Consider the following 25,302-nt stretch of genomic DNA (forward strand, 5'->3'; position numbering starts at 1 on the left):
GTGTCAGTTCTGGTTGTCCCCGAAGATGGCCTTCACCTCGAGGAAGTCCTCCAAACCGAACTTGCCGAATTCACGGCCGTTGCCGGACTGCTTATATCCACCGAACGGTGCATTGGCGGCCAGCGGGGCACCGTTGAGGTGCACCATTCCGGTCCGCATCCGCCGTGCGACCCTCCGTGCACGTTCGGGGTTTCCGGAAGACACCATGCCGGCGAGCCCGTATTGCGTGTCGTTGGCGATGCGCACCGCGTCGTCCTCGTCTTCGTAGCCGATGAACATCATCACCGGCCCGAAGATCTCCTCCTGCGCGATCGTCATGTCATTGGTGACGTCGGCGAAGACGGTGGGCTTGACGAAGTAGCCCTCCTGCAACCCGTCCGGGCGGCCGGTTCCACCGACGACGAGCGTGCCGCCCTCGTCGATGCCCTTTTGAATGAGTCCCTGGATCTTGTCGAACTGTGCCTGCGACACCACGGGACCGACAGTCGTGCCCTTCGCATCCGGAGCTCCGACGACGATGGTGGCTGCGGCCTTCTTTGCGATCTCCACAGCCTCGTTCATGCGATTCGAGGGGATGAGGATGCGGGATCCTGCGTTGCAGGACTGGCCCGAGTTCACCACCATTCCGGTGACGTCGCGGGTGATGACGTCTTCGAAGTCGGCGTCGTCGAGCACGATGTTCGCCGACTTGCCGCCGAGTTCCTGGGCGACGCGCTTGACCGTCGGTGCCGCGTTCTTGGCGACCTCGACGCCGGCACGCGTCGACCCGGTGAACGAGACCATGTCGACCGCGGGGTGCGCGGACAGTGCCGTTCCCACGGTCGGGCCGTCACCGTTGATGAGGTTGAAGACGCCCGCGGGAACACCGGCTTCGTCCAGGATCTCGGCGAAGATGATCGCGTTGAGCGGCGCAATCTCCGACGGTTTGAGCACCATCGTGCATCCGGCTGCGAGGGCGGGTGCCACCTTGGCGACGATCTGGTTTAGCGGCCAGTTCCAGGGGGTGATGAAAGCGCAGACGCCGACCGGCTCGCGCACCACGGTCGTGGTGTCGATCTTTTCCTCGAACGTGAAGTTCCTGAGGGCGTCGAGTGTCGCCATGAAGTGCCCGAGACCTGCCGGTGCCTGAGCCGCCTCCGCGAGGCCCGTGGGTGCTCCCATCTCGCTGGTGACGGCGGCCGCGAGGTCCTTCATACGCCGCTTGTACACCGCGATGATTTTCTCCAACAGGGCGATGCGCTCGGCCGGGGTGGTCGAGGCGAAACTGTCGAACGCCTTACGTGCGGAGGTGACTGCGAGGTCAACGTCCTGTTCGTTGCCCATTGCGATTGTGGCGATCGGCTTCTCCGTCGCCGGGTTGATCACCTCGAGCGTCTTCGAGCCGATCGGGTCTACCCAGGTGCCGTCGATGTAGAACTTCTGAGTGTGGTCCATCGTTTTCCTCCGTCGAAGCGTTGGTGGTTCTGAAAAATGCTGGGGCCAAGCGGTTGAGTTCGAAAATGTGCGATCGCCCCCGCTAGTTCGGCGATCTGAGATAGACCGTTTTGGTGGTGGTGAAGAACGTGCGGGCAGCCTTTCCCTGCTCGCGATTCATGCTGCTCGAGGCCTTGACCCCGCCGAACGGGACGTGCGGCTCCACACTCGCCGTCTCCCGATTGACATGCACCAGGCCGGAATTGATCCGGGTCACGAACTGCATGGCTTTGGAGATGTTCGAGGTGAACAGCGAGGCCGACAGGCCGAACTCGGTGTCGTTCGCCGCGGCGAGGGCTTCTTCGAAATTCTCGACCTCGGTCAGGACGAGCACCGGGCCGAAGATTTCGTCCCGCAAGAGTCGGCTGGACGGGGACACGCCGGTCAGTACCGTCGGTTCGAGGAAGCAGCCCTCACCATCTGCCTTGCCACCGAGAAGTATGTCCGCACCCTCCTCGTGCGCGAGCCGAAGGTACTCGACGACGGTGTCGCGTTGCTCCGGTGAGGACATCGGCCCGATGTCGGTGGCCTCGTCATACGGGTTGCCCACCACCAGTCGGTTCACCTGGGCGAGCAGCAGTTCGCGGAATTCCGTTGCCACCTGGCGCTGAACGTAGACGCGACTGGTGGCCGTGCAGCGCTGTCCGGCCGCCAGCATGGCTCCGCGAACGACCTGCACGGCCGCGTCCTCGAGTTCGGCGTCCGCCAGCACGATGGCAGGGTTCTTGCCGCCGAGTTCGAGTTGCACCTTGACGTTGCGGTCTGCGACCGCCTCACGGAGGCGAACACCGACACCGTTGGATCCGGTGAAGGTCAACGCCGCCAAGCGGTTGTCCCCGGTCAACGAACCGGACAGGGAACGGCCCTTGCCGGTGACAAGATTGAGCACACCGGTCGGCAAACCCGCCTCGGCGAAAATCTCGGTGAGCAGTACCGCGCTGCCTGAGGCCACTTCGGCCGGCTTCCACACCACGGAATTGCCGAATGCTACTGCGGGAGCGATTTTCCACGTCGGAATCGCGAACGGAAAGTTCCACGGCGTGATGGCGCACACGATCCCGAGGGGTTGCTCGACGGTGAGCAGAACGGTCTCGGGGTCTGCGCTCGGGTAGGTCTCGCCCGAGGGCTGCAGCAGATCGCCGGCGTAGTAGCGCAGGATCGCAGCGCTGCGCAGCACCTCGCCGCGGGCGTCGCGGATGGCCTTGCCCATGTCGGCGGTGAGCCGGCGAGCGGCCGTCTCGACCCTGGCCTCGAGCAGGTCGGCTGCTCGGCGCAGGACGTCGGCGCGTTGGACGGCAGGTGTGGCCGCCCATCCCGGCTGGGCCTTCTCGGCCGCGTCGTAGGCGCGGCGTACGTGAGCGGGAGTCGCCGACGCGAAGATGCCCGACAGGCGATCTATCTCGTACGGCTCGAATCGATTAAATGTCTGTTCCGAGGTGCACCACTCGCCATCGAGGAAAAGTGTCGCGGCGTCATCGAGGAGCGGTGCAGACGCACAAGTGTTGGACATGGTCACCTGACCTGGGGCGTGGAAGGAGTCGAGCAGGGGATTTCAGGTCTTTCACCTGCAGTGATGGAGCGCGGAGGCATCGGATCAGGTGTGTCGCGTCCGGGAATCCAGCCGGGGTGTCCGAGCCGGAGTGTCATCGCGGCGCTCAGGCCGACCGAGGCGCTTGGGGAATCGTGGGTCATGAGGTTGTCAGGGGCATTCGGCATGCGATGAGATGACCTCCCGAGTAGAAACGTTTACATGACAATAAGCGGCCATGCCAGAACGGTCAAGGAGACTTCGAATGAGAAACGATCGAGGGTGCACTGTCCGCCGCCCTCACGAGTACCTCGACACCGACGAAGGGCCGGCGGGGGAGGAGTGCAACTCCGCGCAATCCCCGGCCGCGTCGGGCCCGCTCCAGCGGCTGTCCGCCGCCGGCGTTGCAGTGTGGCTCGACGATTTGTCTCGTCACCGCGTGGCGTCGGGGAGCCTCGCCGCACTCGTGCGGAACTGGTCCGTGTGCGGCGTGACCACCAACCCGTCGATCTTCGAGAACGCCCTGCAGTCGGGTGAGGCCGCCTACGGTGAGCAGATCCTCGCGCTGGCGAACGCGGGGGCGGATGCCACCGAGGCCGTACGAGCGTTGACCACCACCGATGTCCGCTGGGCCTGCGAAATTCTGCAGGAGACGTACGAACGATCCGGAGGTACCGACGGATATGTCTCGATCGAGGTGGACCCCTACCTGTCTCGCAACGTGCCGGGCACCGTCGCCGAGGCCCGCGACCTCTTTCGCTTGATCGGTCGCCGCAACGTCCTGATCAAGATTCCGGCACGGCCGAGTGCCTTCCCGCCATCACACAGACGCTCGCGGCGGGCATCGGCGTCAACGTGACGCTGATCTTTTCTCTCGAAACGTTACGAAGGCGTTCAGGACGCGTTCATGGCCGGTCTCGAGCAGGCCCGCGCGAACGGCCACGACCTGGCCGCCATCCAATCTGTGGCATCATTTTTCGTCTCCCGAGTGGACAGGGAAGTAGACCGGCGCCTCGGCGAGGACGCTCGCGACTACCTGCGCGGGGCGGCAGCGATAGCAAACGCCAGGCTTGCCTACGAGAAGTTCGAGACGATGCTGCGCACTCCCCGATGGCGGGCGCTCGAGGCCGACGGCGCCCACCCGCAACGCCTCCTGTGGGCCTCCACCGGCGTAAAGGACCCCGCGTACTTCGACACCAGGTACGTCACCGAGTTAATCGCCGCCCGAACGGTGAACACGATGCCGGAGGAGACACTGCACGCCGTGGCCGATCACGGCATCGTGGACGGCGACAGCATCTCCGGAACATACGACACCTCGCGCACGGTCCTCGACAAGCTCACGCTCGCCGGAGTCGAGTACGACGACGTCGTCCGTGCGCTCGAAGCCGAGGGGCTGCAGAAGTTCGAGGTCGCCTGGAACGAACTCACCTCGACCGTCGCGCAGCTTCTCGACGACGCCCGCGCGCAGGTCGACCGGTCCCGTAACCCAGCACAGATACCACCGCCCTTCCCCGAATCGGCGGCCGAGGCTCGAGAAATGTGAGGCGATGATGGAATTCCTTCAGACCCCGGTCGATCAGCGGCCGCAGTGGGCCGCGCTCGGGAAACACCGAGCACGCCTCGACGGAGTATCGCTTCGCCGACTCTTCACCGAAAACCCCGGGCGCGCTGCTGAGTTCACCCTCGGCGTCGACGGACTGCTACTGGATTACTCGAAGAACCTCGTCGACGCCGAGGTGATCGGCGAGTTGGTCGACCTCGCCTACGCCGCTGGGGTGGACCGGCGGATCGAGGCGATGTTCGCGGGGGAGCGAATCAATACGACCGAAGATCGCGCCGTGGCACACGTGGCATTGCGCGCCGCGCGCGGTGAGCGAATGGCGATCGACGGAGGCAATGTCGTACCGGGGGTGCACCGGGTGCTCGACGACATGGCGGCCTTCGCGACCCGGATCCGGTCGGGAGCGTGGCTGGGATACACGGGTAAGGCCATCAAGAACGTGGTGAACATCGGGATCGGCGGGTCGGATCTCGGTCCCGTGATGACGGCCGCAGCGCTGTCGGCCTACTCGGATCCGGGACTGAACGTCCGTTTCGTCTCCAATGTAGACGGCTCGGACATCGTGTCGGCGGTCCGGGATCTCGATCAGAGCGAAACCCTGTACGTCGTGGTGTCCAAGACGTTCACCACTGTCGAGACACTGACCAATGCGCGCACCGCGCGCCGGCTTCTGGTGGACGCGCTCGGCAACGAGGATGCGGTTGGCAGACACTTCGTCGCCGTCTCCACCAATGCGGAACAGGTGAGTCGCTTCGGGATCGATCCCGAGAACATGTTCGGTTTCTGGGATTGGGTCGGCGGTAGGTACTCCGTCGAGTCGGCGGTCGGACTGTCGTTGATGATCGCGATCGGGCCGGAGAACTTCGCCTCGATGACCGACGGCTTCCGTGCGATGGACACTCATTTCCGCGAGGCCCCCTTCGGCCGCAACATGCCGGTGCTCCTTGCACTGATCGGACTCTGGTACACCAATTTTCACGACGCTCAGACCCATGCCGTACTGCCGTACAGCAAGTACCTCGCACGCTTTCCGGCGTACTTGCAGCAGCTCGACATGGAGAGCAACGGCAAATCGGTGGACACGGAGGGGCGTCCGGTCCGGGTCCGTACCGGCCCGGTCGTGTGGGGCGAACCCGGCACGAACGGCCAGCACGCCTTCTATCAGCTGCTGCACCAGGGAACCCACCTCGTCCCCTGTGACTTCATCGGCTTTCTTCGTCCCGTCGACGGTCCTGACGAACACCACGATCTGTTGATGGCGAACTTCTTCGCTCAGACCGAGGCTCTCGCCTTCGGTCGCAGCGAGGAGGAAGTGGCAGCTGCCGGGGTACGGGCCGACCTCGTCCCGCACCGAAGTTTCGCGGGGGACAGACCGACGAATACGCTGCTGGCGGGCAGGCTGGACCCGTTCGTGCTCGGCCAGCTGGTGGCTCTGTACGAGCACAAGGTGTTCACCCAGGGGGTTTTGTGGGGGATCAACTCGTTCGATCAATGGGGTGTGGAGCTGGGCAAAGTGCTCGCCCACCGGATCTTCGACGAGCTCTCTCAGGACGAGCCGCCCTCGCTCGGTCACGATGCATCGACCAACTCCCTGGTCTCGCTGTACCGGAAGGCCGCGGCCCGGCGGGTGTAGTCACGGACGGGGTGGGTACCGGAGCGTTGCCGCCGTGCGCTGAGGGAACAAGGCTGTCCACAGTGCGGTGTACAGGTCCCGGGCGTGGGGAACGGTGTCCGCGACAGGCACGCGAGAATCCTCCAGAACACTTGACGCTCCATAACCGCTCTTGTAGGTTAGAAACGAATCCAGTCGGCATTACAACAGGTGAAATGCCAGATTAGATCTCCAAAGTGGAAACGTTTCACACCGGCTAGCAGTCCCGGTGGTCGTCGCGGGAATCACCCGAAAGATCCAGCACGAGCCAACTGCGCTCAGTCTGCCCGGCCACCATTGTGGATGCTTCCGGAAACCGACTCGAAATGAAGGGAAGACCCGGATGGCCGACTTCGATCCGTCAGCGCCGAACGCGCGACGTTACCCGCGGGTGATCACCGAAGACGAGATCAGCAGCATGCCGCGTTTGCAGTTCAACACCGGCATCGACACCGCGATCTTCCTGTCACGGGAGCGCGACGACGCACGCTACTTCCGCCAGGGCTACTGCTACCAGGAGCCCGACCACGCCCCCTACAACTGGGAGCAGCCCAACTTCGACGAGACGCACTACTGCCTCGAGGGGCACATCAAGCTGCGGGTCAAGGATGCGAACGACCGAGAGGTCGTGCTCGAAGCCGGTCGGGGAGAGCACATCTACCTGCCGGCCGGATACACCTACACCCTCGAGAACACCGGTGTGCGGACCGTCTTCTTCTGGACCAGCGGACCGTCTCCCCGCGTGGGACTCGTCGAGGTGCCGGATTACCACAAGACCCTCCAAGAACTGAGGAAGTGAGAGAGCAATGGCCGTGACCGCAAGCCAGACCGCCCCTCTGCGGGGCGACAAGAGGTGGGGTTACCTCGACCGGGCCAAGAGCATCCGTGTGGCGAGCGTGAATGCCGACGGGAGCATCTACTTGACTCCCCTGTGGTTCGTCGTCGACGAGAAGAGGATCTTCCTCCCGATCGATGCCGGTAGCCGCCACGGTGCGAACTCGCAGGCGGGCCGGAAAATCGCCGCGCTGGTCGATTCGGGCGACGAGTACGCCACCGTCAGCGGTGTACGCATCCTGGGAACGCTGGTCGAAGCCACAGACGAGGTTCTCGTGAAGAAGCTACAGGACAAGGTGTTCGAGAAGTACTTCGGCACGGGTCACCCCTACGCCGAGCAGTACTTCGAGTTCGGTGAATTCGCCGACCGCCGTTACCTGGAATTGGTGCCGGACAAGATGATCGGCTGGGATTCACGCGAGACGACGATGCCGCAGGTTCCGGAAGCTCGTGTGCTGCCGGACTTTGTAGGAGACCGGCCGCTCCCCAAGAGCTGACCGATCCGTTCATCGCCGCAGATCACGGCGGACCGGCATCGCCTCGTCACTGACGGGGACGCCGGTCCGCCCGCTTCCGACAACGACGACCGCGGGCGACGGCTCGAGTTGCACACACACATTCTTTGAAATTTGGAGTAGGTATGACTTCGACTAAGGACGGCGCCACCCGGGTGCTCGTGGTCGGCGAATCGTGGATCAAGCACACGGTGCACATCAAGGGCTTCGACGAATTTCGCACGGTCGAGTACGAGGAAGGCGGCGGCGTCTTCCTGGACTCGCTGGACGCTTCCGGGCTCGACGTGACGTACTTGCGCGCACACGAGATCTCGGGGCGGTTCCCGAAGACGCTGGAAGAGTTGCAGCAGTTCGACGTCGTGGTCCTCAGCGACATCGGAGCGAACTCCTTCCTGCTGGCCGACGAGACATTTCTGCGATCCGAACGCAGCGTCAACCGGTTGTCGCTGCTCGCAGCCTTCACCGAAGCCGGCGGAGGCCTGATCATGGTGGGCGGCTACATGTCGTTCACCGGGATCGACGGCAAGGCCCGCTACGGGATGAGCCCGCTGGCACCGGTGCTTCCGGTCACCATGCTCGACTACGACGACCGCATCGAAGTTCCCGAAGGCCTCGACGCCACGTTCGACGAGCCGAATCACGTGATCCTCGGCGGGACCCCCGCTGAATGGCCGATGCTGCTCGGCTACAACCGTGTCATCGCCAAGTCTGACGCGACGGTGGTCGCGCGCTTCGGCGAAGACCCACTGCTGGTCGTCGGTACCGCCGGCGTCGGCCGCACGGTTGCCTTCGCGTCCGATCTGGCACCACATTGGGCGCCGCCGGAATTCGTGCAGTGGCAGCACTATCAGGCGCTGTGGACTTCGATCGTGAACTGGGCTGCGGGCCTCGACACGAGCCTTCCGTCGCCGGTGCACGCAGTTGCTGCGGTAGATTGAGAATTTTATGAGCAATGGTCAGCCCCCGACGATGAAAGACGTGGCCCGGCACGCGGGCGTGTCCGTGAGTACGGTCAGCTACGTCTTGAACGACAGCGGACCGGTTGCGCCCGCACGTCGAGCCCGTGTGCTCGACGCTGTGCGGGTTCTCAACTACGCACCCAACGAGGCTGCGCGGGGGTTGAAGAGACGTTCGGCGCCCACGATCGGACTCGTGGTCCCCGAACTGTCGAACCAGTTCTTCGCGCTCCTCGTGGAAGGCGTCGAACAGGCCGCAGCTGCTCGTGGAGTGCTCGTCGTGTTGTGTGCCCCCGAAGCCACCGACGGAGGAGAGTCGCTCAACGGGCGGCTGCTCCGAAGTCAGAGGCTGAACGGGATCATCTATCTGTCGGGGGCGTCGACGTCACCGACGTCGCTTCTCGAACTCACGCGGCTCGGTCCGATCGTTCTGGTGGACGAGCAGGTCCCCGGATTCGACCTGCCGGCCATCGTGTCGGACAACCGCCGCGGTGCCCGGGAAGTCGGTCAACATGTGCTCGAAGCAGGCCATCGCAAGATCGCCGTCATCGGCGGTCCCGAGGGTCTGTGGACGTCGCAGCAGCGACTCGCCGGTTATCGGGAAGCGTTGGCAGCCGCAGGAATCGAACCCGATACCGTTCCGATCTTCGGTGGAAACTACCGGCAGGAGTCGGGTACGGAACTCGCGGCGAAGGCATTGTCCGGGCCGCCGTCGGCGCGCCCGACGGCGTTGCTGTGCGCGAACGACCTGATGGCCATCGGCGTGCTCGAGTACTGCCGATCCGAGGGCATCCGAGTGCCCGAAGAACTCAGCGTCGTCGGCTTCGACGACCTACCGATGGTATCGCTCCTCACGCCGAGATTGACCACAGTCCGCCAACCCGCTCGGGACATGGGTGAGCGAGCCGCGAACCTGCTTTTCGAACTCATCGAAGACAAAGTCGACGTGCCCGCTCCCGAGCCGTTCCCGACCCTGCTACAGATAAGAGATTCCGTGGCCACACCCTTAGGTAGTTCATGAATACGTCGCTGGACGCGGGTACCACCCGGGGGCGAGTGTTCGTCGTCGGCGCGATCAATGTCGACCTGGTCGTCGCCGCTGAGAGACTGCCCGGTCCGGGCGAGACCGTCGTGGGAACCCGCGTCGAACGGTACGGCGGTGGCAAAGGCGCCAACGCCGCGGTGGCGGCCGCTCGGGCAGGCGCGGAAGTGCATCTCGTCGGAGCGGTAGGCGCGGACGCCAACGGCACCGAAGCGCTCGACGAACTCACCGCCGAGGGCATTTGGGTGGACGGTGTCACCGTCCTCGAACGCGAAGCCACCGGGGTCGCGTTGATCGTCGTCGACCCGGGCGCCGAGAACCAGATCGCCGTCGGCGCGGGTGCCAATGCCGCACTGAGCGTCGAACACGTGAGGCGGGCTCTCGTTTCCGATCTGAGACCCTCGGATTCAGTGCTGGTCAGCACGGAGATACCCGACGCCGCGGTGGAGGCTGCGGTGGTCGCTGCCGTTTCGGCGGGTGCACGCTGTGTCTTGAATCCGGCCCCTCCCATTCCCGGCGTTGCCGACCTCCTCGGGTACGGGCCGATCCTGACGCCCAATGCGGGCGAGTGCGTCGAACTCGCCAAGATGCTCGGTGACGAGCACACCCACGCCCGCGAGGCCGCCGCCGCGATCATGGCACGCACCGGAGCCCCGGTCGTCGTCACCCTGGGAGGTGACGGTGCCCTGGTACTCACGCCCGACGGGAACGTCGACCACGTGCGGCCACGGCCGACGGTGGCACGCGATACCACCGGCGCAGGCGATACCTTCAATGGCGTTCTGATCACCCGGCTAGCAGCGGGAGACGAACTCGACGTCGCCGTCCGAGCCGCGAATGTTGCTGCCGCGCTCTCTGTTGCACACGTCGGGGCCCGCGCAGGGATGCCTCGCGCCACGGACATCGAGGTCGGCAGTCGGGCGTAACCACCCTTCGAGGCCTCTGTGCGGCGATCATCAGCGCACCCGGAGGCTTCCCGAACCGGCGCATATGGAGCAACCATGACTATTGACGATCGTGCAACGTTGATCGACCAGTTCGTCTACGCCTGGAACATTAAGGATGTCGACGCACTGATGAACCTGATGACCGACAATTGTACCTTCCACTCTTCCGTCGGCCCCGATCCAGGAGTCCGGTTCGAAGGTCGTGCCAATGTTCGTCGCGGATTCGAGATATACCTTCGGCCAGGCGGTTCGGCGACCGAAACCGTGATGGAGGAGCCGCTTGTAGGCATGAATTTTGCTGTAACCCGGTGGACTACCTTCCAAAGGCAAGAGGACGGGACCGTTCTGGAAACACTTGCGTGCGACGTGTTCGAGTTCGAGGGCGACCGCATCAGTCGTAAGGACACCTACCGCAAGATTTCCACTCCCGTTACTGCTTCCTAAAAGGAACAACGCAGAGGAGCTAACTGAATGTTGTGGGGATGCGGTCTGACCCCGCAACGTGATCACCCTGACGCCGATGACAAGTGTCGGAGCGCAGACCCGCCCGGGCGTGGGTAGACAGGGCGACCGTCCCGCAATGAGTGGGAGAACCGCACGGCCACTTCCTCGAGTCGGCACCGACCGGTCGCCTCGCCGTTCCGGCACTCGGCTACGGCGTCCTCGACTCTGGCTGCGAGAATACGGTCATTCACTCGTGTGGATGGCCGTATTCGTCTGTCCAGGTGCATGGTTCAGAGTCGGTTCAAGTCCGTCACGCGGCCGGTCGGTGGGAGTGTTCGCGGGTGACTCAGGCATCAGAAATACGAGTAGAACCCTTTCTAATTTCTGGTCGTTCTACCGGGTTTCGGGTTCCGTAGCGCCGGGAGAGGGAGCGCGGAAGCGGGATGTGGCGGGCTGGGCGTTGATGAAGGATTGTCCAGGCCAGCGGTTGTGCGAACCGCTTTCTCGAGCAGAGGGCGCAAGCTGAGAATTGATCTCCGCGAACCTCTTGACTGCGGGACTATAAACGTTAATAGTAGGTGTGATGTAGCACACTGAGAGAGCGAACCCACTGTATGTCGCCCACATGACGGGTACCTGCTCGCCAGACGTAATGGACCGAAACATGCTGGTAACCAACGTCATACAGAATCGAGTGCTAGATCGAACGCGGCACCTCGAAGGCGAAGGTTCGGGCGCATTCGCGGCAACTTTCCTGGACTTGGAAAATCCAGACCGCAGAGAAGAAAATCCAGACAGCAGAGAAGTAGCAACGATCACACACCACGAGAAAAGGCGAAATCGCGATGGCATTGGGCCGGAGTTACGACAACATCATCATCAACACCGACAGTTACAAGCATTGTCATTACCCGTTGTATCCGGCGGGGACGGAGTACGTCTCCAGTTACATCGAGTCGCGGGGTGGGGAGTTCCCGGTGACGATGTTCGTGGGCTTGCAGGCCTTCATTCGGGAGTATCTGCTGCATCCGATCACCCTCGAGGACATCGATCAGGCCGAGTGCGTCGCCCGTGAGCAGGGGATGCACTTCAATCGGGAGAATTGGCTGGGGATCCTCAACGATCACGATGGGTTCTTGCCGGTGGAGATCGAGGCGGTGCCCGAGGGTCTGGTGATGCCGACCCGCAACGTGCTGGTGCAGATCGTCAACACCGACCCGAAGTACTTCTGGGTGACGAGCTTCTTCGAGACCGCCCTGCTGCGTGGGGTATGGTACCCGACCACGGTTGGCACCATCAGCTGGCTGGCCAAGCAGGTCATCAAGGAGGCGTTGGCCCGAACCTCCGATCACCCCGAAATTCTGCGACACTGTCTGCACGACTACGGCGCCCGCGGGGTGAGCTCGCAGCAGTCGGCCGCTCTCGGCGGGTTGGCGCACCTGGTCAACTTCAACCAGAGTGACACCGTGCCAGGCATTCTCGCGGCGAAGGAGTACTACAACGCGGTCGCGCCGGCGAATTCCGGCCCGAATTCCGAGCACGCCGGTTTCTGCGCGTGGGGGCGCGAGAACGAGGCCGCGGCGATGCGGAACATGCTCGAGGTGCACGCACCGAGCGGGGTGGCGTTGCTGCTGACCGACACCTACGACCACGAGAACGCGGTCAAGAACATCATCGGCCGCGAGCTCGCCGACGTGGTCCGGAACTTCCCCGGCCTGGTCGGGGTGCGTCCGGATTCGGGTGACGTGGTGCAGGTGACCGCGGAGACGACCGAGTGGTTGATGGACAGCTTCGGGTACACCACCAACAGCAAGGGTTTCAAGGTGCTGCCCGACTATGTGCGGGTGGTGCAGGGTGACGGGGTCAATCGTGACAGTCTCCCGCGGGTGTACGCCGAGCTCGAGCGCCGCGGTTTCTCGGCGGAGAACGCGATCTTCGGGATGGGCGGCGGCCTGTTGCAGCACTGCAACCGGGACACGATGAACTTCGGGCAGAAGGCGTCCGCGGTGTGTGTCAACGGGGAGTGGCGGGGCATCGCGAAGGCGCCGACCGGGGATGCGATGAAGGCGTCCAAGCGAGGCCGACTCGGGTTGCGACTGTCGCAGGGTGAGTATCAGACGGTGCCGCGGGAGTCGATCTCGCCGGAGGAGAACATCCTGCAGCCGGTGTTCCGTGACGGCAAGTTGCTGCGGAAGTGGGATTTCTCCGAGCTGATCGAGCGTAGTGAGCGGGAGGTGCCGGAGAGCTATTACGCCGACGCCATCGCACCCCTGCACACCGACGCTGAACTCGCACTCTCCTGAGAGCTGCCGGCGACCGGGCGCAGCCTTCACAAAGCCCCGGTCGCCGGCGCCCGGGCAGGCTTGTAACTCGTTCCACACACAGTTAGGTTCACAGATGACTAAGCTGCACGTCTTCGACATGGACGGCACCCTCCTGCAGTCCACTGCTTCGATCGAGATCTCGAGAGCGGTCGGAGAACTCGCTGCGGGCGAGCTGATCGAGCAATCCTGGCTCAGGGGCGAGATCAGCGATGTGCGTTTCTGGGAACTCTGCCTTCCACTGTGGGAAGGGCTCAGCGAGGCGGACATCGATGACGCGTTCGCCGCCTCCCCGTGGATCGGCGGCGTGGTCGAAGTCTTCGCCGATATCCGCAACCGTGGCGAATATAGCACCGTCATCTCTCAGTCACCCCAGTTCTTCGTGGAACGTCTGACCGGTTTGGGCGCCGATTCGGCGTTCGGCGCGCAAGTGGCCTTGAGGAGCGAGGTCGGCCCCGAGAGCCTCCTCAGCGCCGAGGACAAGGTCTCGATCGTCAGCAAGCTACTCGCGGAGTATGGGCTCGCCGAAGGGGACTGCGTCGCTTACGGCGACTCCACGTCCGACATCCCGCTGTTCGGAAAGCTCCCGAACACGGTGGCCGTCAATGCGAGCACCCGGCTTCGTGAGCTTGCGACGATCGAGTACGAGGGGGCCGATCTCCGCGGTGCATACGTCCTCGGCCGAGGACTGCTCTGACCGGCGCCGCCGCACGTCGAAGACAGGCACATCGGTGTCACCTTCCACCAATACGACAGTGAGGTCCTGAACGGTGGCCGCCTTGAGAAGCATCCCGACAAGTAGTGGTGCGGACAGCGCTACGTCCGTTGGTACCGCAACGAGCATGCCGATGAATTACGGCAAGCGGTTGAAACTGTTTTCCGGTCGAGCCAACCCCGACATCGCGAAAGCGATCGGTGCCGAGCTGGACGTGGGGCTGAGTCCGGTTGTGCTGAAGACCTTCTCGAACGGGGAGGTGTACTGCCGGTTCGAGGAGTCGATCCGCGACGCCGATGTCTTCATCGTTCAGCCGACATGTACCAATCCCGATACCGGGGTCACCACCAATGACGCACTGATGGAGCTGATGGTGATGATCGACGCCGCGGTGGCTGCCAGTGCACACCGCGTCATCGCCGTCACGCCGTGGTACGGGTACTCGAGGCAGGACAAGCAGAGCGCCCCGCGTGAGCCGATTTCCGCACGTATGGTCGCCCGGATGCTCGAATCGGCTGGAGCCGACCGACTCCTGGCGATGGATCTGCATGCAGGACAGCTCCAGGGCATGTTCAAGATTCCGGTGGACCACATGACGGCAATGAGGTTGCTCGCTCAGTACTTCATCGATCTCGAGATGGAGGATCTCGTGGTGGTGGCACCCGACGCCGGCCGGGTGAAGCTGAACAAGAGTTTCGCTAAGTGCGTCGGCGCCGATCTCGCGATTCTCGACAAGGAACGCCCGAGACATCAGGTCGCCGAGATAGGTCACGTGATCGGAGATGTTCGGGGCAAGACCGCGATCATCGTCGACGACATGATCGATACCGCCGGCACGCTCCGTGCTGCGGGGGAGATGGTGATGAGGGCGGGAGCGTCGCGGGTGTTCGCCGCAGCCACCCACCCGGTGTTCAGCGGCCAGGCCTACGACAACCTCGCCGCATCGCCGTTCGAAGAGATCGTCGTGACCGACACGATCGCGCTCTCGCCCCAGGCACCGGCCAACGTCCGCGTGCTGTCCTGCGCCGGCGTCCTCGCCGATTCGATCAGCCAGGTCTTCCGAGGCGGATCCGTCAGCGAAGTGTTCGGCAGTGAGTACCAGTTGTTCTGATCGATCGAAGTGGGAGCCGCCGAGCCGCGCTCGGAGGTTCTCATCACACGGTAGAGGCGTAGAGAGCATCCCAAAATGAGTCTCGATATAGGTACCAAGTCAACAATCCACCAACTCGGCACCACGAGGAACGCCCTCGACGCACTGTCCGTCGATGACGCGACCGTTCTCACCCTTCCGCTCCCGGAGCTGATGGAACGGGCAGCCGCACTGCGCGACTCGCTCTTCGGCACGAGGGTGACGTACTCGCCGAAGGTCTTCATCCCGTTGACCTCACTGTGCCGCGACGGGTGTGGCTACTGCACGTTCTCCCGCTCACCCGCACGCGCGGAGGCGCCTTACCTCACGCCCGATCAGGTGCTCGCGATCGCCATGCAGGGGGCGCAGGCGGGATGTCACGAGGCGCTGTTCACGCTGGGGGAACAGCCCGAAGACCGATACGACGTCGCGGCCCAATGGCTGGCCGATCACGGCTACGGCTCCACAGTCGAGTACCTGGCCGCAATGTGCCGGCTCGTGACCGCGGAGACGGGATTGCTGGCGCACTCCAACGCCGGAGCCCTCGCACCGGATGCTCTGTCGCTGCTGCGGACGGTGAGCCCAGGCCAGGGCATGATGATCGAGTCGTTGAACCCGACGCTGATGGCCCACCGCGGTGCGCCCGACAAGACACCGGAACGCCGACTGGCCACGCTGGAAGCCGCGGGCGAACTCGCGATTCCCTTCACGACCGGGATCCTCGTCGGCATCGGAGAGTCTCCGCAGGACCGTGTCACGGCGTTGCGAGCCATCGCTGACCTACACAGACGTTACGGGCACGTCCAGGAGGTGATCGTGCAGAACTTCATGCCCAAACCGGACACCGTGATGCGCAACGAACCCGCCTGCCCGCAGGACGACTTCCTCCGCACGGTCGCGGTGGCGCGGTTGATCCTGCCGCCGGATGTGCACCTGCAGGCACCCCCCAACTTGTCGGAAGACCTCGGTCCGCTGCTCGACGCGGGGATCGACGACTTCGGCGGGGTGTCCCCGGTGACGGTCGACCACGTCAACCCGGAACGACCGTGGCCCTCGCTGGACCGGCTCCGCGAGGTGACCGAACGTGACGGCAAGTTCCTCACACCCCGCCTCACCGTGTACCCCGAGTTCGCGCGCCGCCCCGACCAATGGATCGACCCCGGTCTGCGCTTCGCGATCCTGGATCGGTCGGACGCCGAGTCGCTCGGCCGCGACGACCCGGGTGCGATGTTCCCGGAGAGCCACGCCGACGCGAAGAACGTCGGCACCGGGGCGGAAGTAGTCCAGATCGGTCGACGCTCGACCGTCTGGAGCTCCGGGTCGGAGTTCGCGCCCACCGACCTGGTGCCGAGCCGCAGGCGAGGGTTCGGCGGGCCCGTCACGGACGTCCTCGACGGTATCGCCTCGGGGCAGGAACCGGGAGTGGACGAGATCGTCACCCTGTTCGGAGCTCGCGGGGGAGAGGTCGCCGAGGTCGCCGAGTTCGCCGATCACCTCCGCTTCGGGGCGGTCGGTGACGACGTGACATTCGTGCGGAACCGAAACATCAACTACACCAATGTCTGCACCTTCAAGTGCACCTTCTGTGGGTTTTCCAAGGGACCGTTGTCGCTGAATCTGCGAGGCAAGCCGTACCTGCTGACCCTTCAGGAAGTCGCCGGCCGTGTCCGGGAGGCGTGGGATCTCGGGTGTACCGAGGTCTGCCTGCAGGGCGGCATCCATCCGTCCTTCGACGGCGACTACTACATCGACGTCTGCCGCGCGGCGAAGGAAGCAGCGCCCGACATCCACGTGCACGGTTTCACGGCCCTCGAGGTAACCGAAGGGGCCAAGCGGATCGGGGAGCCGCTCGAGAAGTACCTACAGCGATTGGTCGACGCGGGACTGAAGTCGCTCCCGGGCACCGCCGCGGAAATCCTCGACGACGACGTCCGGGCGATCCTCTGCCCGGACAAGATCGACACCGAGGAATGGCTCGAATGTCACCGCGTCGCCCACTCGATGGGCCTGACGTCGAACGTGACGATGATGTTCGGAACCGTCGAGGAGCCGGTGCACTGGGCGCGCCACTTCCTCCGCACCCGAGAACTCCAGCGTGAGACCGGCGGGTTCACCGAGTTCGTCGGTCTTCCGTTCGTACACATGGCGGCTCCGATCTACCTCAAGCGAGGCGCGCGCCGTGGTCCGACCTGGCGAGAAGTAGTGCTGGTCCACGCGATTGCGCGAATCGTCTACGACGGGCTGATCGACAATGTGCAGGCCTCGTGGGTCAAGCTCGGACTCGACGGGGTTCGTCAACTGCTCCAGGCCGGAGTGAACGACGTCGGCGGGACGTTGATGGACGAGAACATCAGCCGCGCCGCCGGCGCCGCCCACGGCCAGCAACTCGACGAGACAGACCTGGAGTCAGTGGTGCAGGGAATAGGCCGCCGCCTGCGACGGCGCACGACCAACTACCTGACGCCTCCCACCCACCAGCTCGATCTGCACGGTGCGCCGACACACTCACCAGAGGTGATCCTCAGATGACAACAACAAGAACCACTTCCGCTCCCTCGAAGCCGATCCCCTATATCTACGACGACGGCGAACAGCTCGCCGGTGACGTCGCGTCGAGGTTGCTCTCCACTCTTGCCCAGGCGCAGGAAGAGCGCGCCTACGCATCGTTGGTGCTCACCGGAGGACGAACCGGGACAGCGGTGCTCGAGCGACTACGCACCGACCCGAATCGCGACATCGTCAACTGGCATCGAGTGGACTTCTTCTGGGGCGACGAGCGCTTCGTGGCCCGACATCACCCCGACCGCAACGAGAAGCAGGCGCGCGAGGCCCTGCTGGACCACCTGCCCGTGGACCCGAGCCGAGTTCACGTCATGGCGCCCTCCGACGGCGGCTTCGGCAACGACGGCACCGCAGTGGCAAACGCCTACCAGGCGCTACTGTGCGCGTACGGTCGCCTGGACAGGACGCCTCTGTTCGACATCTGCCTCCTCGGGATGGGCGAGGAAGGTCACGTCGCCTCGATCTTCCCCGACTCACCGGCAGTGCTGGAGAAACAACGTGAAGTGGTAGCGGTCTACAACTGCCCGAAGCCGCCGAGCACCCGGATTTCGCTGACCCTGTCTGCGATCACGCGCTCCCGCGAAGTATGGCTGATGACTACCGGCGACGCCAAGGCGCCCGCAGTCGCGACGCTGATGGAGCAGGGGCTGACGCCCCAGCAGCTACCGGCAGCGGGGGCGCTGGGTTCGCACGCGACCCGGGTTTTCCTGGACGCGGCCGCAGCGAGCCTGCTGTCCAACTGCGCAGACTTCCCCGCCTCGGCGCGATAACCGATGGTGTGAAAGACCCACCCGAGAATCCGAGTCTTGCAATGACGAATCCGCATCCTATCGACCTGATAATTCCGGTCAAGTCACTCTCCGAGGCGAAAACACGACTCCGGGGCGCGGCTGACGGCGGTACCGGAAAGATGAACGCGCACAAGAGGCTGGTCCTGGCGATCGTGCTCGACACAGTCTGCGCTGCGCTGCGGGCACGAGCGGTCGACTCGGTGCTCGTCGTCACCCCGGACCCGGTCGTGGCGCGCAGCGTCGAACGCCGCGGTGCACGCGTACTAGGTAACGAGCCAGCCGGGGGAGTGAACGCGGCATTGAACCACGGTGCGGCCCTGCTGGAGCGGGAACGACCAGGCCGAGTGGTGGGCGCGTTGCTGGCGGATCTTCCAGCGCTTCGGCATCGCGAATTGTCCGCATTCATCTCGGCTGCCGACGGCAGGCGTGCGTTCTGCGCCGACCGGGATGGAAAGGGTACAACGTTGCTGCTATCGGCGGCGGGCGAAGGGCTGTTCCCGGCCTTCGGCATCGGTTCGGCGCTCGCCCATCAGGCATCGGGCGCCATAGCTCTCGAGGGTGAATGGACTTCGCTGAGGTCAGACGTGGACACCGCCTCCGACCTGCGCACGGTCCGGGGATTGGGCTTCGGCGCCCGCATGGCTGCCCTGGGGTCGGCGCGCGAGTTCGCGTTCTTGGACGAACACGAGGCTGCGATGATCGACTTTGCCCGCCGCTGACAGCCCTTCGGTGGCGGAACCGCGGATGACAAATTCATCACCTTCGGCGTGCCTCCGCGCCCGTACTTCAAGCAATTGACCGCACTGTTGTCGTCGAACGTGACTCCTGAACTAGCGCAGAGTCAGCGGGAAAACATACTCCGACAAGCGAAGTTGGGACTTGTAGAACGGCATTCGGTTCGCGCTTTCAGCGACAGGCCGGTCGACCCAACGTTGATCACGCAGGCGGTCGCCGAATCCTGACCGCACCAACCCCGCACCACACACATCCTGTGCGAATTTGTATGGCTGCGGTCGCTCGAGGTGCGTGCGAGACGCCTCGCCGCCATGCGCGAGCAATGGCGGAGCGATTTGACCGCCGACGGCGTGCCCCCGGAGCGGGTGGAGCGGCGGATCGACCGGGGCGCCATTCTCTTCGATGCCCCGGAAGTCATCGTCCCGTTCCTGCGTACCGAACGGCGGCCACGACTACCCTGACGCGCATCATCGGCGCGCCGAGCCGACGATGTTCACTGTGGCCGTCGGCGCGGCGGTACAAGGGCTCCTGGTTTCCCTCGCCGCAAGGGAAGTGGGCAGTTGTTGGGTCGGATCCACCATCTTGCGCCGGATATCGTTCGCACCGAATTGGGTGTGCCGTCGAACTGGAAGCCGCGGCGGCGCCGTGGCGATCGGCTACCCCACACCACCTCGGCACGTCCGTCCGGCCGCCGATGTGGCGGGGGCGCTCGTAGAATTGTGAGTTCGCACGAACGCGCTGCCCAACGGCAGCCTTGTGCAGTGTCCGCTACGCACTGTCGTTCGGCCTCTTCAGGCTTGTGCCACAGCGAGACCCGCGACGCGGGTGAGCACGAGGTTACGGAATCGGGCGACATCCAGATCGACCGCCAGACGGATACCCGGCGTGGCACTCCCTACGGACGTGGTGAGGGAGCCCGACAGCGTGCACACCGTCTGTCCGCGACCGACACCGACACCGGTCTCGACTTCGACTGCGGCGGTCTGCAATCGAACGATCGCAGGGTCGACGATCGCTGCGATCACCAAGGCGTCGTGCATGGGCCAGCCGTCCGGCTGAATGTCACCGTAGCCTCGGATCATCGTCGCGAGGAGTGACCCGGTATGTGACCGCGCGTCGAGCGTTGCGAGCGCTGTCTCGTCCAGGGTCGAACGTCGCGTGACATCGAGGCCCAGGAGCCAGGTTTCGAGGTGCGGACATGCGAAGACACGTTGCGCCGCCTCGGGGTCGGACCAGATGTTAAATTCCGCAACCGGCGTGATATTGCCCCGCCCGGTGCTCCCTCCCATGATCACCAGCTTGTCAATCCGGTGGATCAACTCGGGGTGCATGGCGATGAGCAGGGCGATGTTGGTCAACGGACCGATCGCCGCGATCGTCACGGACCGCGGTGCGGCCTCACGGAGCACCGATGCGATGAGTCCGACGGCGTGTTCCTCGGACAACGAACGGGTCGGCGCAGGAAGTTCGACACCGCCCAGCCCGTTCTCACCGTGCGGTGACGGCTGGTTGTGCATCCCGATGCGGACGAGCGCGCGGGTTGCGCCTGCCGCGACCGGAACATCTTCCCTCCCGAGTGCGTGCAGCAGCCGAAGCGCGTTGTCGGTCGCTTCTTCGACCGGAGCGTTTCCCGCGACCGTGGTGACGGCAAGCAGATCGACCTCTGGGCTCGTCACCGCGAGCGCCAGCGCCAACGCATCGTCAATTCCTGGATCTGTATCGATGATCAATCGTGCAGGCGCAGCCATTGTCGGTTCTCCTCAGGCTTCTCGGGGTCGGCATGATTCGACCGTGTTAGAAACGATACAAGGTTGTCCGACGATCGGCCGCTAAACCCGACTCATAAGCAATACACGAGATCTGAATGTCGTTCCTCTCAAGATTACGTGTTAGTTCTCACTTGACATAATCGTTTCAACATCTGCGAAATGCCGTCGACCCTGGTGAACAGCCGACTCCACCGATGTCACATGAACGATCGTTTGTGTGGGGGGATCTGACCGGTCGGTCATCTCCGCGCAGACCCGCCATTGTTCGAGCGCCGGGGCAGGGCGGGAGAATCCTACCGCCGACGCTCACCGCAGTTCCCGCGCGATCGCTCGGGCCGCGCGGCGAGCCTGCTTCGCCGCGAACCCGATCTGCGACGGCCTGGGCACGAACCCGATGAAACGCAACCTCTCGGCGGCCGGCTTTTCACCGGTGGCGTGCGGCCAACCTCGCTCGTCCAGTACGCCGAGGTGCCCGACCAGCTTCTCGAGTTCCTGGCCGAACCCCGTCGCGCAGACCATCGCCTCCGGGTCGATTCGCACACCGTCCACCAGCCACACGCTGTCCGCGTCGAGTGACTCGACTCCGCGAACGACCTCGATGGACCTGTCTCGGATCGCCGCGATGAGCTCCTTGTCGACGATCGCCGGTGCCACGCCGAGGCGGGCGCTGCGGGCGAAGATCCCCTCGTCGGGGATCGGTAATCCGAACTCGCGGAGGTCGCCGATGCTCCTCTCCCGGCCGAACCGAGCGATTGCGTCCGCGATCGGGACCGGGGCATGGTACAGCGGCGTCGCGATGAAGTCTCCCGGTATGCCACCGGGTCCCAGGCGGAGCATGATGTTCGGCGGCGTGCGAGCCGAAAGCCAGACCTTTGCCGCGCCTCCGGTGGCGAGATCGTAGGCAATTTCCATGCCCGAGCAACCCGCTCCCACCACGAGGACCCGTTTCCCGTTGTACTGCGAGGGATTCCGGTACTGCGAGGAATGAACCAGTGCACCCCGCCAGTCCCCGCGTCCGGGCCAGTCCGGGACGAAGGGCTCATGATCGAAGCCGGTCGCGACCACCACCTCGGCAGCGTCGACCGAACCGGCAGCGGTGATCAACCGCCAGTGCCCGTCCGTTAGGTCGAGCCGTTCCACCGGGCAGCCCAGGCGCAGCTCGATCCCGTCCGTACATGCGTGCCGCTCGAGATGCTCGATCACCTGTTCCCGCGTGGGAAAGGTTGGTGTGCCCTTGGGGTATGGGCGGTTCGGCAGGTGGGAGAACTGCCTGCCGGTATTCAGTCGCAGCCGGTCATAACGAGAGTGCCACGACGAACCGACTTGGTCGGCTCGGTCGATCAGCAACGGGTTGATGCCACGGTCGGCGAGGGCCACCGCCGCCGCGACCCCGGAGGTGCCGGCACCGACGATCGCGACTTGATGCTCGGTCATCGTGTGCTCCTTGGGTGTTGTCTTGTTTCATGCGGTTTCGGCGACAATGACGCTCATCGGGCCGGTGAGCGAGCGATGGTCGCGGTAGCGCCAGCCAGTGTCCTGCAGCCAGGCGATGCCTTCTCCGACGCTGTAGACGTCGCCGTGTTCGAGGTGGATCGCGAATTCGCCCGCCATCAGGGCGGCCGCGACCGGCTGGGTGTGGGTGGGGTCGGTCCAGAAGTCGGCAATCAGCAGCGTGGCGCCGGGTGCGGCGACGCCGCGAATGCGTTGTAGCAGCGTATGATTCTGCTCCGGCGACCAGTAATGCACCAGGTTCGCGACCAGGAAGGCGTCGTATCCGGCGGGCAGCGGGTCGGCCATCGCGTCGCCGGCGCATAGGTCGATTCGCCCCTCCAGCCCGACCGACGCGATGCGGTCCTGCGCGGTCTGGGCAACCGCCGGCAGCTCGAACACGGTCGCGCTCAGTTGCGGGCAGTGGCGCGCCACCGCGATGGACCAGGAGCCGGTGCCGCCGCCGATGTCGAGGAGTCGATGACTGCCGGACAGATCGACCGTGTCCGGCAGGGCGAGCGATGGGCCGGCCGAAAACGCCTCGATGCCGATCGAGGCGATGGGTTGCAGGGCGGAGTCGAGGTCGAAGATCTGGCGTTTCGGCTCGCGGGCGAGTGCGCCGGCCAGGTCTTCCCACGCCGGGAAGCTGATCTTGTCCCAGAACAGCAGCAGCGGACGCAGGTCGGCGGGCGATCCGCCGGCGAGGAACGCGGCCGCCGTCTTGGTATTGACATACTGTTCGCCTCGGCGTTCGAGCATACCCAGCGCGACCATGGCGTCGGCGCTGATCCGGGTGGCTCGGGCAGTAAGCCCGGTGCGGGCGGCCAGGCCATGCAGGTCGGTGGGGCCCTCGCCCAACGCCTCGAACAAACCGAGTTCGCTGGCGGCGAAGAGGTGTTTGGCGGCCATGAACCCGGACGCCAGCTGAATGATCGGCTCCGGGTTAGGCAGGTCGTGGTCGGTTTCGGTGGAGGTATGGGCTGTCATCGTCATGAAATCAGCGTCGTCGTTGTCGGTTCTGCGTCATATCCCTCAATCCTGGGGAATTCATCCAGATTTCTGGGGTAGGCACCCCTAACCTGCTGCGATACACTTCGGACATGGCGCAGAGCTTGCTGCCACGCGTCCGCGATCAAATCTCGCGTGCCGCCGCAGACCAGCTGGACTGGGTGGGGTACAGCGCGCGAATGAGCGAGGCCCTGCGCGCGGTGATCCCTCATGACCGCTGCTGCTGGCACACCGTCGACCCGGGCACCATCCTGTTCACCGGCAGCGTCAACCGGAACGTTGGGTGTTCCGGATCCTGGTTGGCGCACTACGAATACGAGGTCGAGGACGTCGACAAGTGGGCGTTTCTTGCGCACAGTGGCCGCCTGGCGGGTGCACTTAGTCTGGATACCCACGGAGACTTGTCCCGCAGTGCACGGCACCGTTCGCACGAGGCGTACGGAATCGGCGACGAGCTGCGGGTCTCCCTGGTGTCGGACGGGGTCTATTGGGGTGCAGCGGCATTCCTGCGCGATGCGGGCGCGCCGTGGTACACCGTCGAGCACGTCCGCGCAATCGCCGCGCTGGCGCCCGCGCTCGCGACCGGTCTGCGACGTTCGATGCTCCACGAGGTCGAGGCCGCCGTGACGACCGTGGACTACGGCCCCGGCGTGGTGGTCTTCGACGCCGCGGGCAACCCGGAATCGGTCTCGCCCGCCGCGGAACGCTGGATCGACGAAATTGTCGAGGTTCCGGCGCCGTCGACGCCGTTCGAATCGAAGGTCGTGCAGGCCATCGCGGCCCGGGCGCGGGCGATCGAACCGGGCACCGATCCGCTGGAAATTGCCGCGCGCTCGCGGGTACGCACGCGATCCGGCGCCTGGCTGTTGCTGTACGGGACCATGCTTTCCGGCGTCGAAGATGGACGCACCGCCGTCATCATCCAACCCGCGACGCCGCATGAGATCGCGCCCGTCATTGCCATGGCCTACGGACTGTCCCAACGCGAATGCCATCTCACTGCGCTGTGCGTCCAAGGGCGATCGACAAGGGAGATGGCGCACGCAATGTCGTTATCCGTCTACACAATTCAAGACCACATGAAGTCGATCTTCGACAAGACCGGGGTGCGCAGCCGCGGGGAACTGGTGGGGCAGATATTCCTCGAGCACTACGCGCCACGCTGGGAGCTTGCGGCATCCCCGCCATCCGGATGGTGGGCGAAGGGCATCAACTGAATTCGCCGAACTCTCAGTTGTGCGTATCTGCTTCACGGCCAATGGCGCGCCAACCAAGAAGGTTCACCGCCCGAACCATCTTCACCGACCTCGGGCTGACCGTCCTCGGCCGTGACACCGTCAGTGGAGAGTGGACCGACACCGCCGTCGGCCTCGACGGCAACCACGCCAACATCGCCATGCTTCAGACGCCAGACGGAAACGGTCGCCTCGAGCTTTTCGAGTACATCCACCCCGACGCCATCGAGACGGAGCCCACCCGGCCTAACGAGATCGGCATGCACCGCGTGGCTATCTCAGTCGACGACTTGGACGAGGCTCTCGGGGTCGCCGCGAGACACGGCTGCCACCCGCTGCGCGGTGTGGCGACCTACGGGGACGTGTACAAGCTCACCTACGTCCGCGGCCCCAGCGGCATCATCGTGATGCTCGCCGAAGAGCTGAAGAAGAGCTGACCACAGAACGATCGATGACCGGTCAATGGTGGGCCGGTTCGGCCGAGGTGCACCGACCGCACCAGATCCCGCCGATTGTGCCCGGTCTTGTCGACGATGCTCCTCGGACGCCGGTGGAGGGTCCAGCGGACACGAACGGAGGCAGCGGAGATTCGCGG

20 protein-coding genes and 2 pseudogenes are annotated in these 25,302 nt (G+C 64.5%); 17 read left to right on the plus strand and 5 right to left on the minus strand.

Annotated elements, in window-relative coordinates:
* Positions 1 to 3 precede the first annotated feature (3 nt).
* Together H0B43_RS34470 and H0B43_RS34475 are read right to left on the minus strand one after the other, a co-directional pair.
* A complete protein-coding gene (locus H0B43_RS34470; RefSeq protein WP_185723869.1) occupies positions 4 to 1,434 on the minus strand; it encodes an aldehyde dehydrogenase family protein in 1,431 nt (476 codons plus the stop codon).
* An 82-nt stretch (positions 1,435 to 1,516) separates the two neighbouring features.
* Positions 1,517 to 2,983, minus strand: coding sequence for an aldehyde dehydrogenase (locus H0B43_RS34475; RefSeq protein WP_185723868.1), 1,467 nt, complete (start codon positions 2,981 to 2,983; stop codon positions 1,517 to 1,519).
* A 283-nt stretch (positions 2,984 to 3,266) separates the two neighbouring features.
* Here H0B43_RS34475 and tal point away from each other — a divergent pair.
* From tal to H0B43_RS34550, 15 genes and pseudogenes are all read left to right on the plus strand, one after another.
* A pseudogene (tal, locus tag H0B43_RS34480) lies at positions 3,267 to 4,547 on the plus strand (transaldolase).
* A 7-nt stretch (positions 4,548 to 4,554) separates the two neighbouring features.
* Positions 4,555 to 6,198: a glucose-6-phosphate isomerase gene (gene pgi, locus H0B43_RS34485; protein WP_397517500.1), complete on the plus strand. Its 1,644-nt coding sequence runs from the start codon at positions 4,555 to 4,557 to the stop codon at positions 6,196 to 6,198.
* Between the two features lie 361 nt (positions 6,199 to 6,559).
* On the plus strand, positions 6,560 to 7,015 hold the full coding sequence (locus H0B43_RS34490; RefSeq protein ID WP_185723866.1) for a cupin domain-containing protein: 456 nt from the start codon (positions 6,560 to 6,562) through the stop codon (positions 7,013 to 7,015).
* A gap of 7 nt (positions 7,016 to 7,022) precedes the next feature.
* Complete coding sequence (locus H0B43_RS34495) at positions 7,023 to 7,547, plus strand: pyridoxamine 5'-phosphate oxidase family protein (protein WP_005561315.1); 525 nt, start codon at positions 7,023 to 7,025, stop codon at positions 7,545 to 7,547.
* Positions 7,548 to 7,690: 143 nt separating this feature from the next.
* Entirely contained in the window at positions 7,691 to 8,503 is an 813-nt protein-coding gene (locus tag H0B43_RS34500; protein WP_185723865.1) for a glutamine amidotransferase, read from the plus strand.
* A 7-nt stretch (positions 8,504 to 8,510) separates the two neighbouring features.
* A complete protein-coding gene (locus H0B43_RS34505) occupies positions 8,511 to 9,542 on the plus strand; it encodes a LacI family DNA-binding transcriptional regulator (protein WP_252189654.1) in 1,032 nt (343 codons plus the stop codon).
* A complete protein-coding gene (locus H0B43_RS34510) occupies positions 9,539 to 10,489 on the plus strand; it encodes a PfkB family carbohydrate kinase (protein WP_185723864.1) in 951 nt (316 codons plus the stop codon). The genes H0B43_RS34505 and H0B43_RS34510 overlap by 4 nt, the downstream gene beginning before the upstream one ends.
* Positions 10,490 to 10,564: 75 nt before the next feature.
* The gene (locus H0B43_RS34515) at positions 10,565 to 10,954 is read left to right on the plus strand and encodes a nuclear transport factor 2 family protein (RefSeq protein ID WP_185723863.1); all 390 of its coding nucleotides are present in this window, start codon (positions 10,565 to 10,567) and stop codon (positions 10,952 to 10,954) included.
* 845 nt (positions 10,955 to 11,799) lie between these two features.
* Positions 11,800 to 13,257: a nicotinate phosphoribosyltransferase gene (locus H0B43_RS34520; protein ID WP_185723862.1), complete on the plus strand. Its 1,458-nt coding sequence runs from the start codon at positions 11,800 to 11,802 to the stop codon at positions 13,255 to 13,257.
* Between the two features lie 94 nt (positions 13,258 to 13,351).
* The gene (locus H0B43_RS34525; protein ID WP_185723861.1) at positions 13,352 to 13,972 is read left to right on the plus strand and encodes an HAD family phosphatase; all 621 of its coding nucleotides are present in this window, start codon (positions 13,352 to 13,354) and stop codon (positions 13,970 to 13,972) included.
* Positions 13,973 to 14,123: 151 nt separating this feature from the next.
* Positions 14,124 to 15,101, plus strand: a complete 978-nt coding sequence (locus tag H0B43_RS34530) for a ribose-phosphate pyrophosphokinase (protein WP_185729679.1) — start codon at positions 14,124 to 14,126, stop codon at positions 15,099 to 15,101.
* 75 nt (positions 15,102 to 15,176) lie between these two features.
* Positions 15,177 to 17,648: a 5-amino-6-(D-ribitylamino)uracil--L-tyrosine 4-hydroxyphenyl transferase CofH gene (gene cofH / locus H0B43_RS34535; protein WP_185723860.1), complete on the plus strand. Its 2,472-nt coding sequence runs from the start codon at positions 15,177 to 15,179 to the stop codon at positions 17,646 to 17,648.
* Positions 17,645 to 18,451 carry a 6-phosphogluconolactonase gene (pgl, locus tag H0B43_RS34540; RefSeq protein ID WP_185723859.1) on the plus strand — a complete coding sequence of 269 codons (807 nt, stop codon included), beginning with the start codon at positions 17,645 to 17,647 and terminating at the stop codon, positions 18,449 to 18,451. The genes cofH and pgl overlap by 4 nt, the downstream gene beginning before the upstream one ends.
* Positions 18,452 to 18,492: 41 nt before the next feature.
* Positions 18,493 to 19,191, plus strand: a complete 699-nt coding sequence (gene cofC / locus H0B43_RS34545) for a 2-phospho-L-lactate guanylyltransferase (protein WP_185723858.1) — start codon at positions 18,493 to 18,495, stop codon at positions 19,189 to 19,191.
* Positions 19,192 to 19,359: 168 nt separating this feature from the next.
* Positions 19,360 to 19,930, plus strand: a pseudogene (locus H0B43_RS34550) (nitroreductase family protein); the annotation flags it as partial.
* A 68-nt stretch (positions 19,931 to 19,998) separates the two neighbouring features.
* Here H0B43_RS34550 and H0B43_RS34555 read toward each other — a convergent pair.
* The 3 genes from H0B43_RS34555 to H0B43_RS34565 all read right to left on the minus strand — a co-directional run bounded on the left by H0B43_RS34555 (position 19,999) and on the right by H0B43_RS34565 (position 23,457).
* Positions 19,999 to 20,955, minus strand: coding sequence for a nucleoside hydrolase (locus H0B43_RS34555; protein ID WP_185723857.1), 957 nt, complete (start codon positions 20,953 to 20,955; stop codon positions 19,999 to 20,001).
* Between the two features lie 327 nt (positions 20,956 to 21,282).
* Positions 21,283 to 22,410 carry an NAD(P)/FAD-dependent oxidoreductase gene (locus H0B43_RS34560; protein WP_185723856.1) on the minus strand — a complete coding sequence of 376 codons (1,128 nt, stop codon included), beginning with the start codon at positions 22,408 to 22,410 and terminating at the stop codon, positions 21,283 to 21,285.
* Positions 22,411 to 22,437: 27 nt separating this feature from the next.
* Complete coding sequence (locus H0B43_RS34565; protein ID WP_185723855.1) at positions 22,438 to 23,457, minus strand: methyltransferase; 1,020 nt, start codon at positions 23,455 to 23,457, stop codon at positions 22,438 to 22,440.
* Between the two features lie 107 nt (positions 23,458 to 23,564).
* Between H0B43_RS34565 and H0B43_RS34570 the strand changes: the two genes are divergently transcribed.
* Together H0B43_RS34570 and H0B43_RS34575 are read left to right on the plus strand one after the other, a co-directional pair.
* Positions 23,565 to 24,689: a helix-turn-helix transcriptional regulator gene (locus H0B43_RS34570; RefSeq protein ID WP_185723854.1), complete on the plus strand. Its 1,125-nt coding sequence runs from the start codon at positions 23,565 to 23,567 to the stop codon at positions 24,687 to 24,689.
* 41 nt (positions 24,690 to 24,730) lie between these two features.
* Positions 24,731 to 25,144, plus strand: coding sequence for a VOC family protein (locus H0B43_RS34575; RefSeq protein WP_185723853.1), 414 nt, complete (start codon positions 24,731 to 24,733; stop codon positions 25,142 to 25,144).
* Positions 25,145 to 25,302: the final 158 nt, after the last annotated feature.

It is taken from the genome of Rhodococcus sp. 4CII, assembly GCF_014256275.1.
Classification (GTDB): domain Bacteria; phylum Actinomycetota; class Actinomycetes; order Mycobacteriales; family Mycobacteriaceae; genus Rhodococcus_F; species Rhodococcus_F wratislaviensis_A.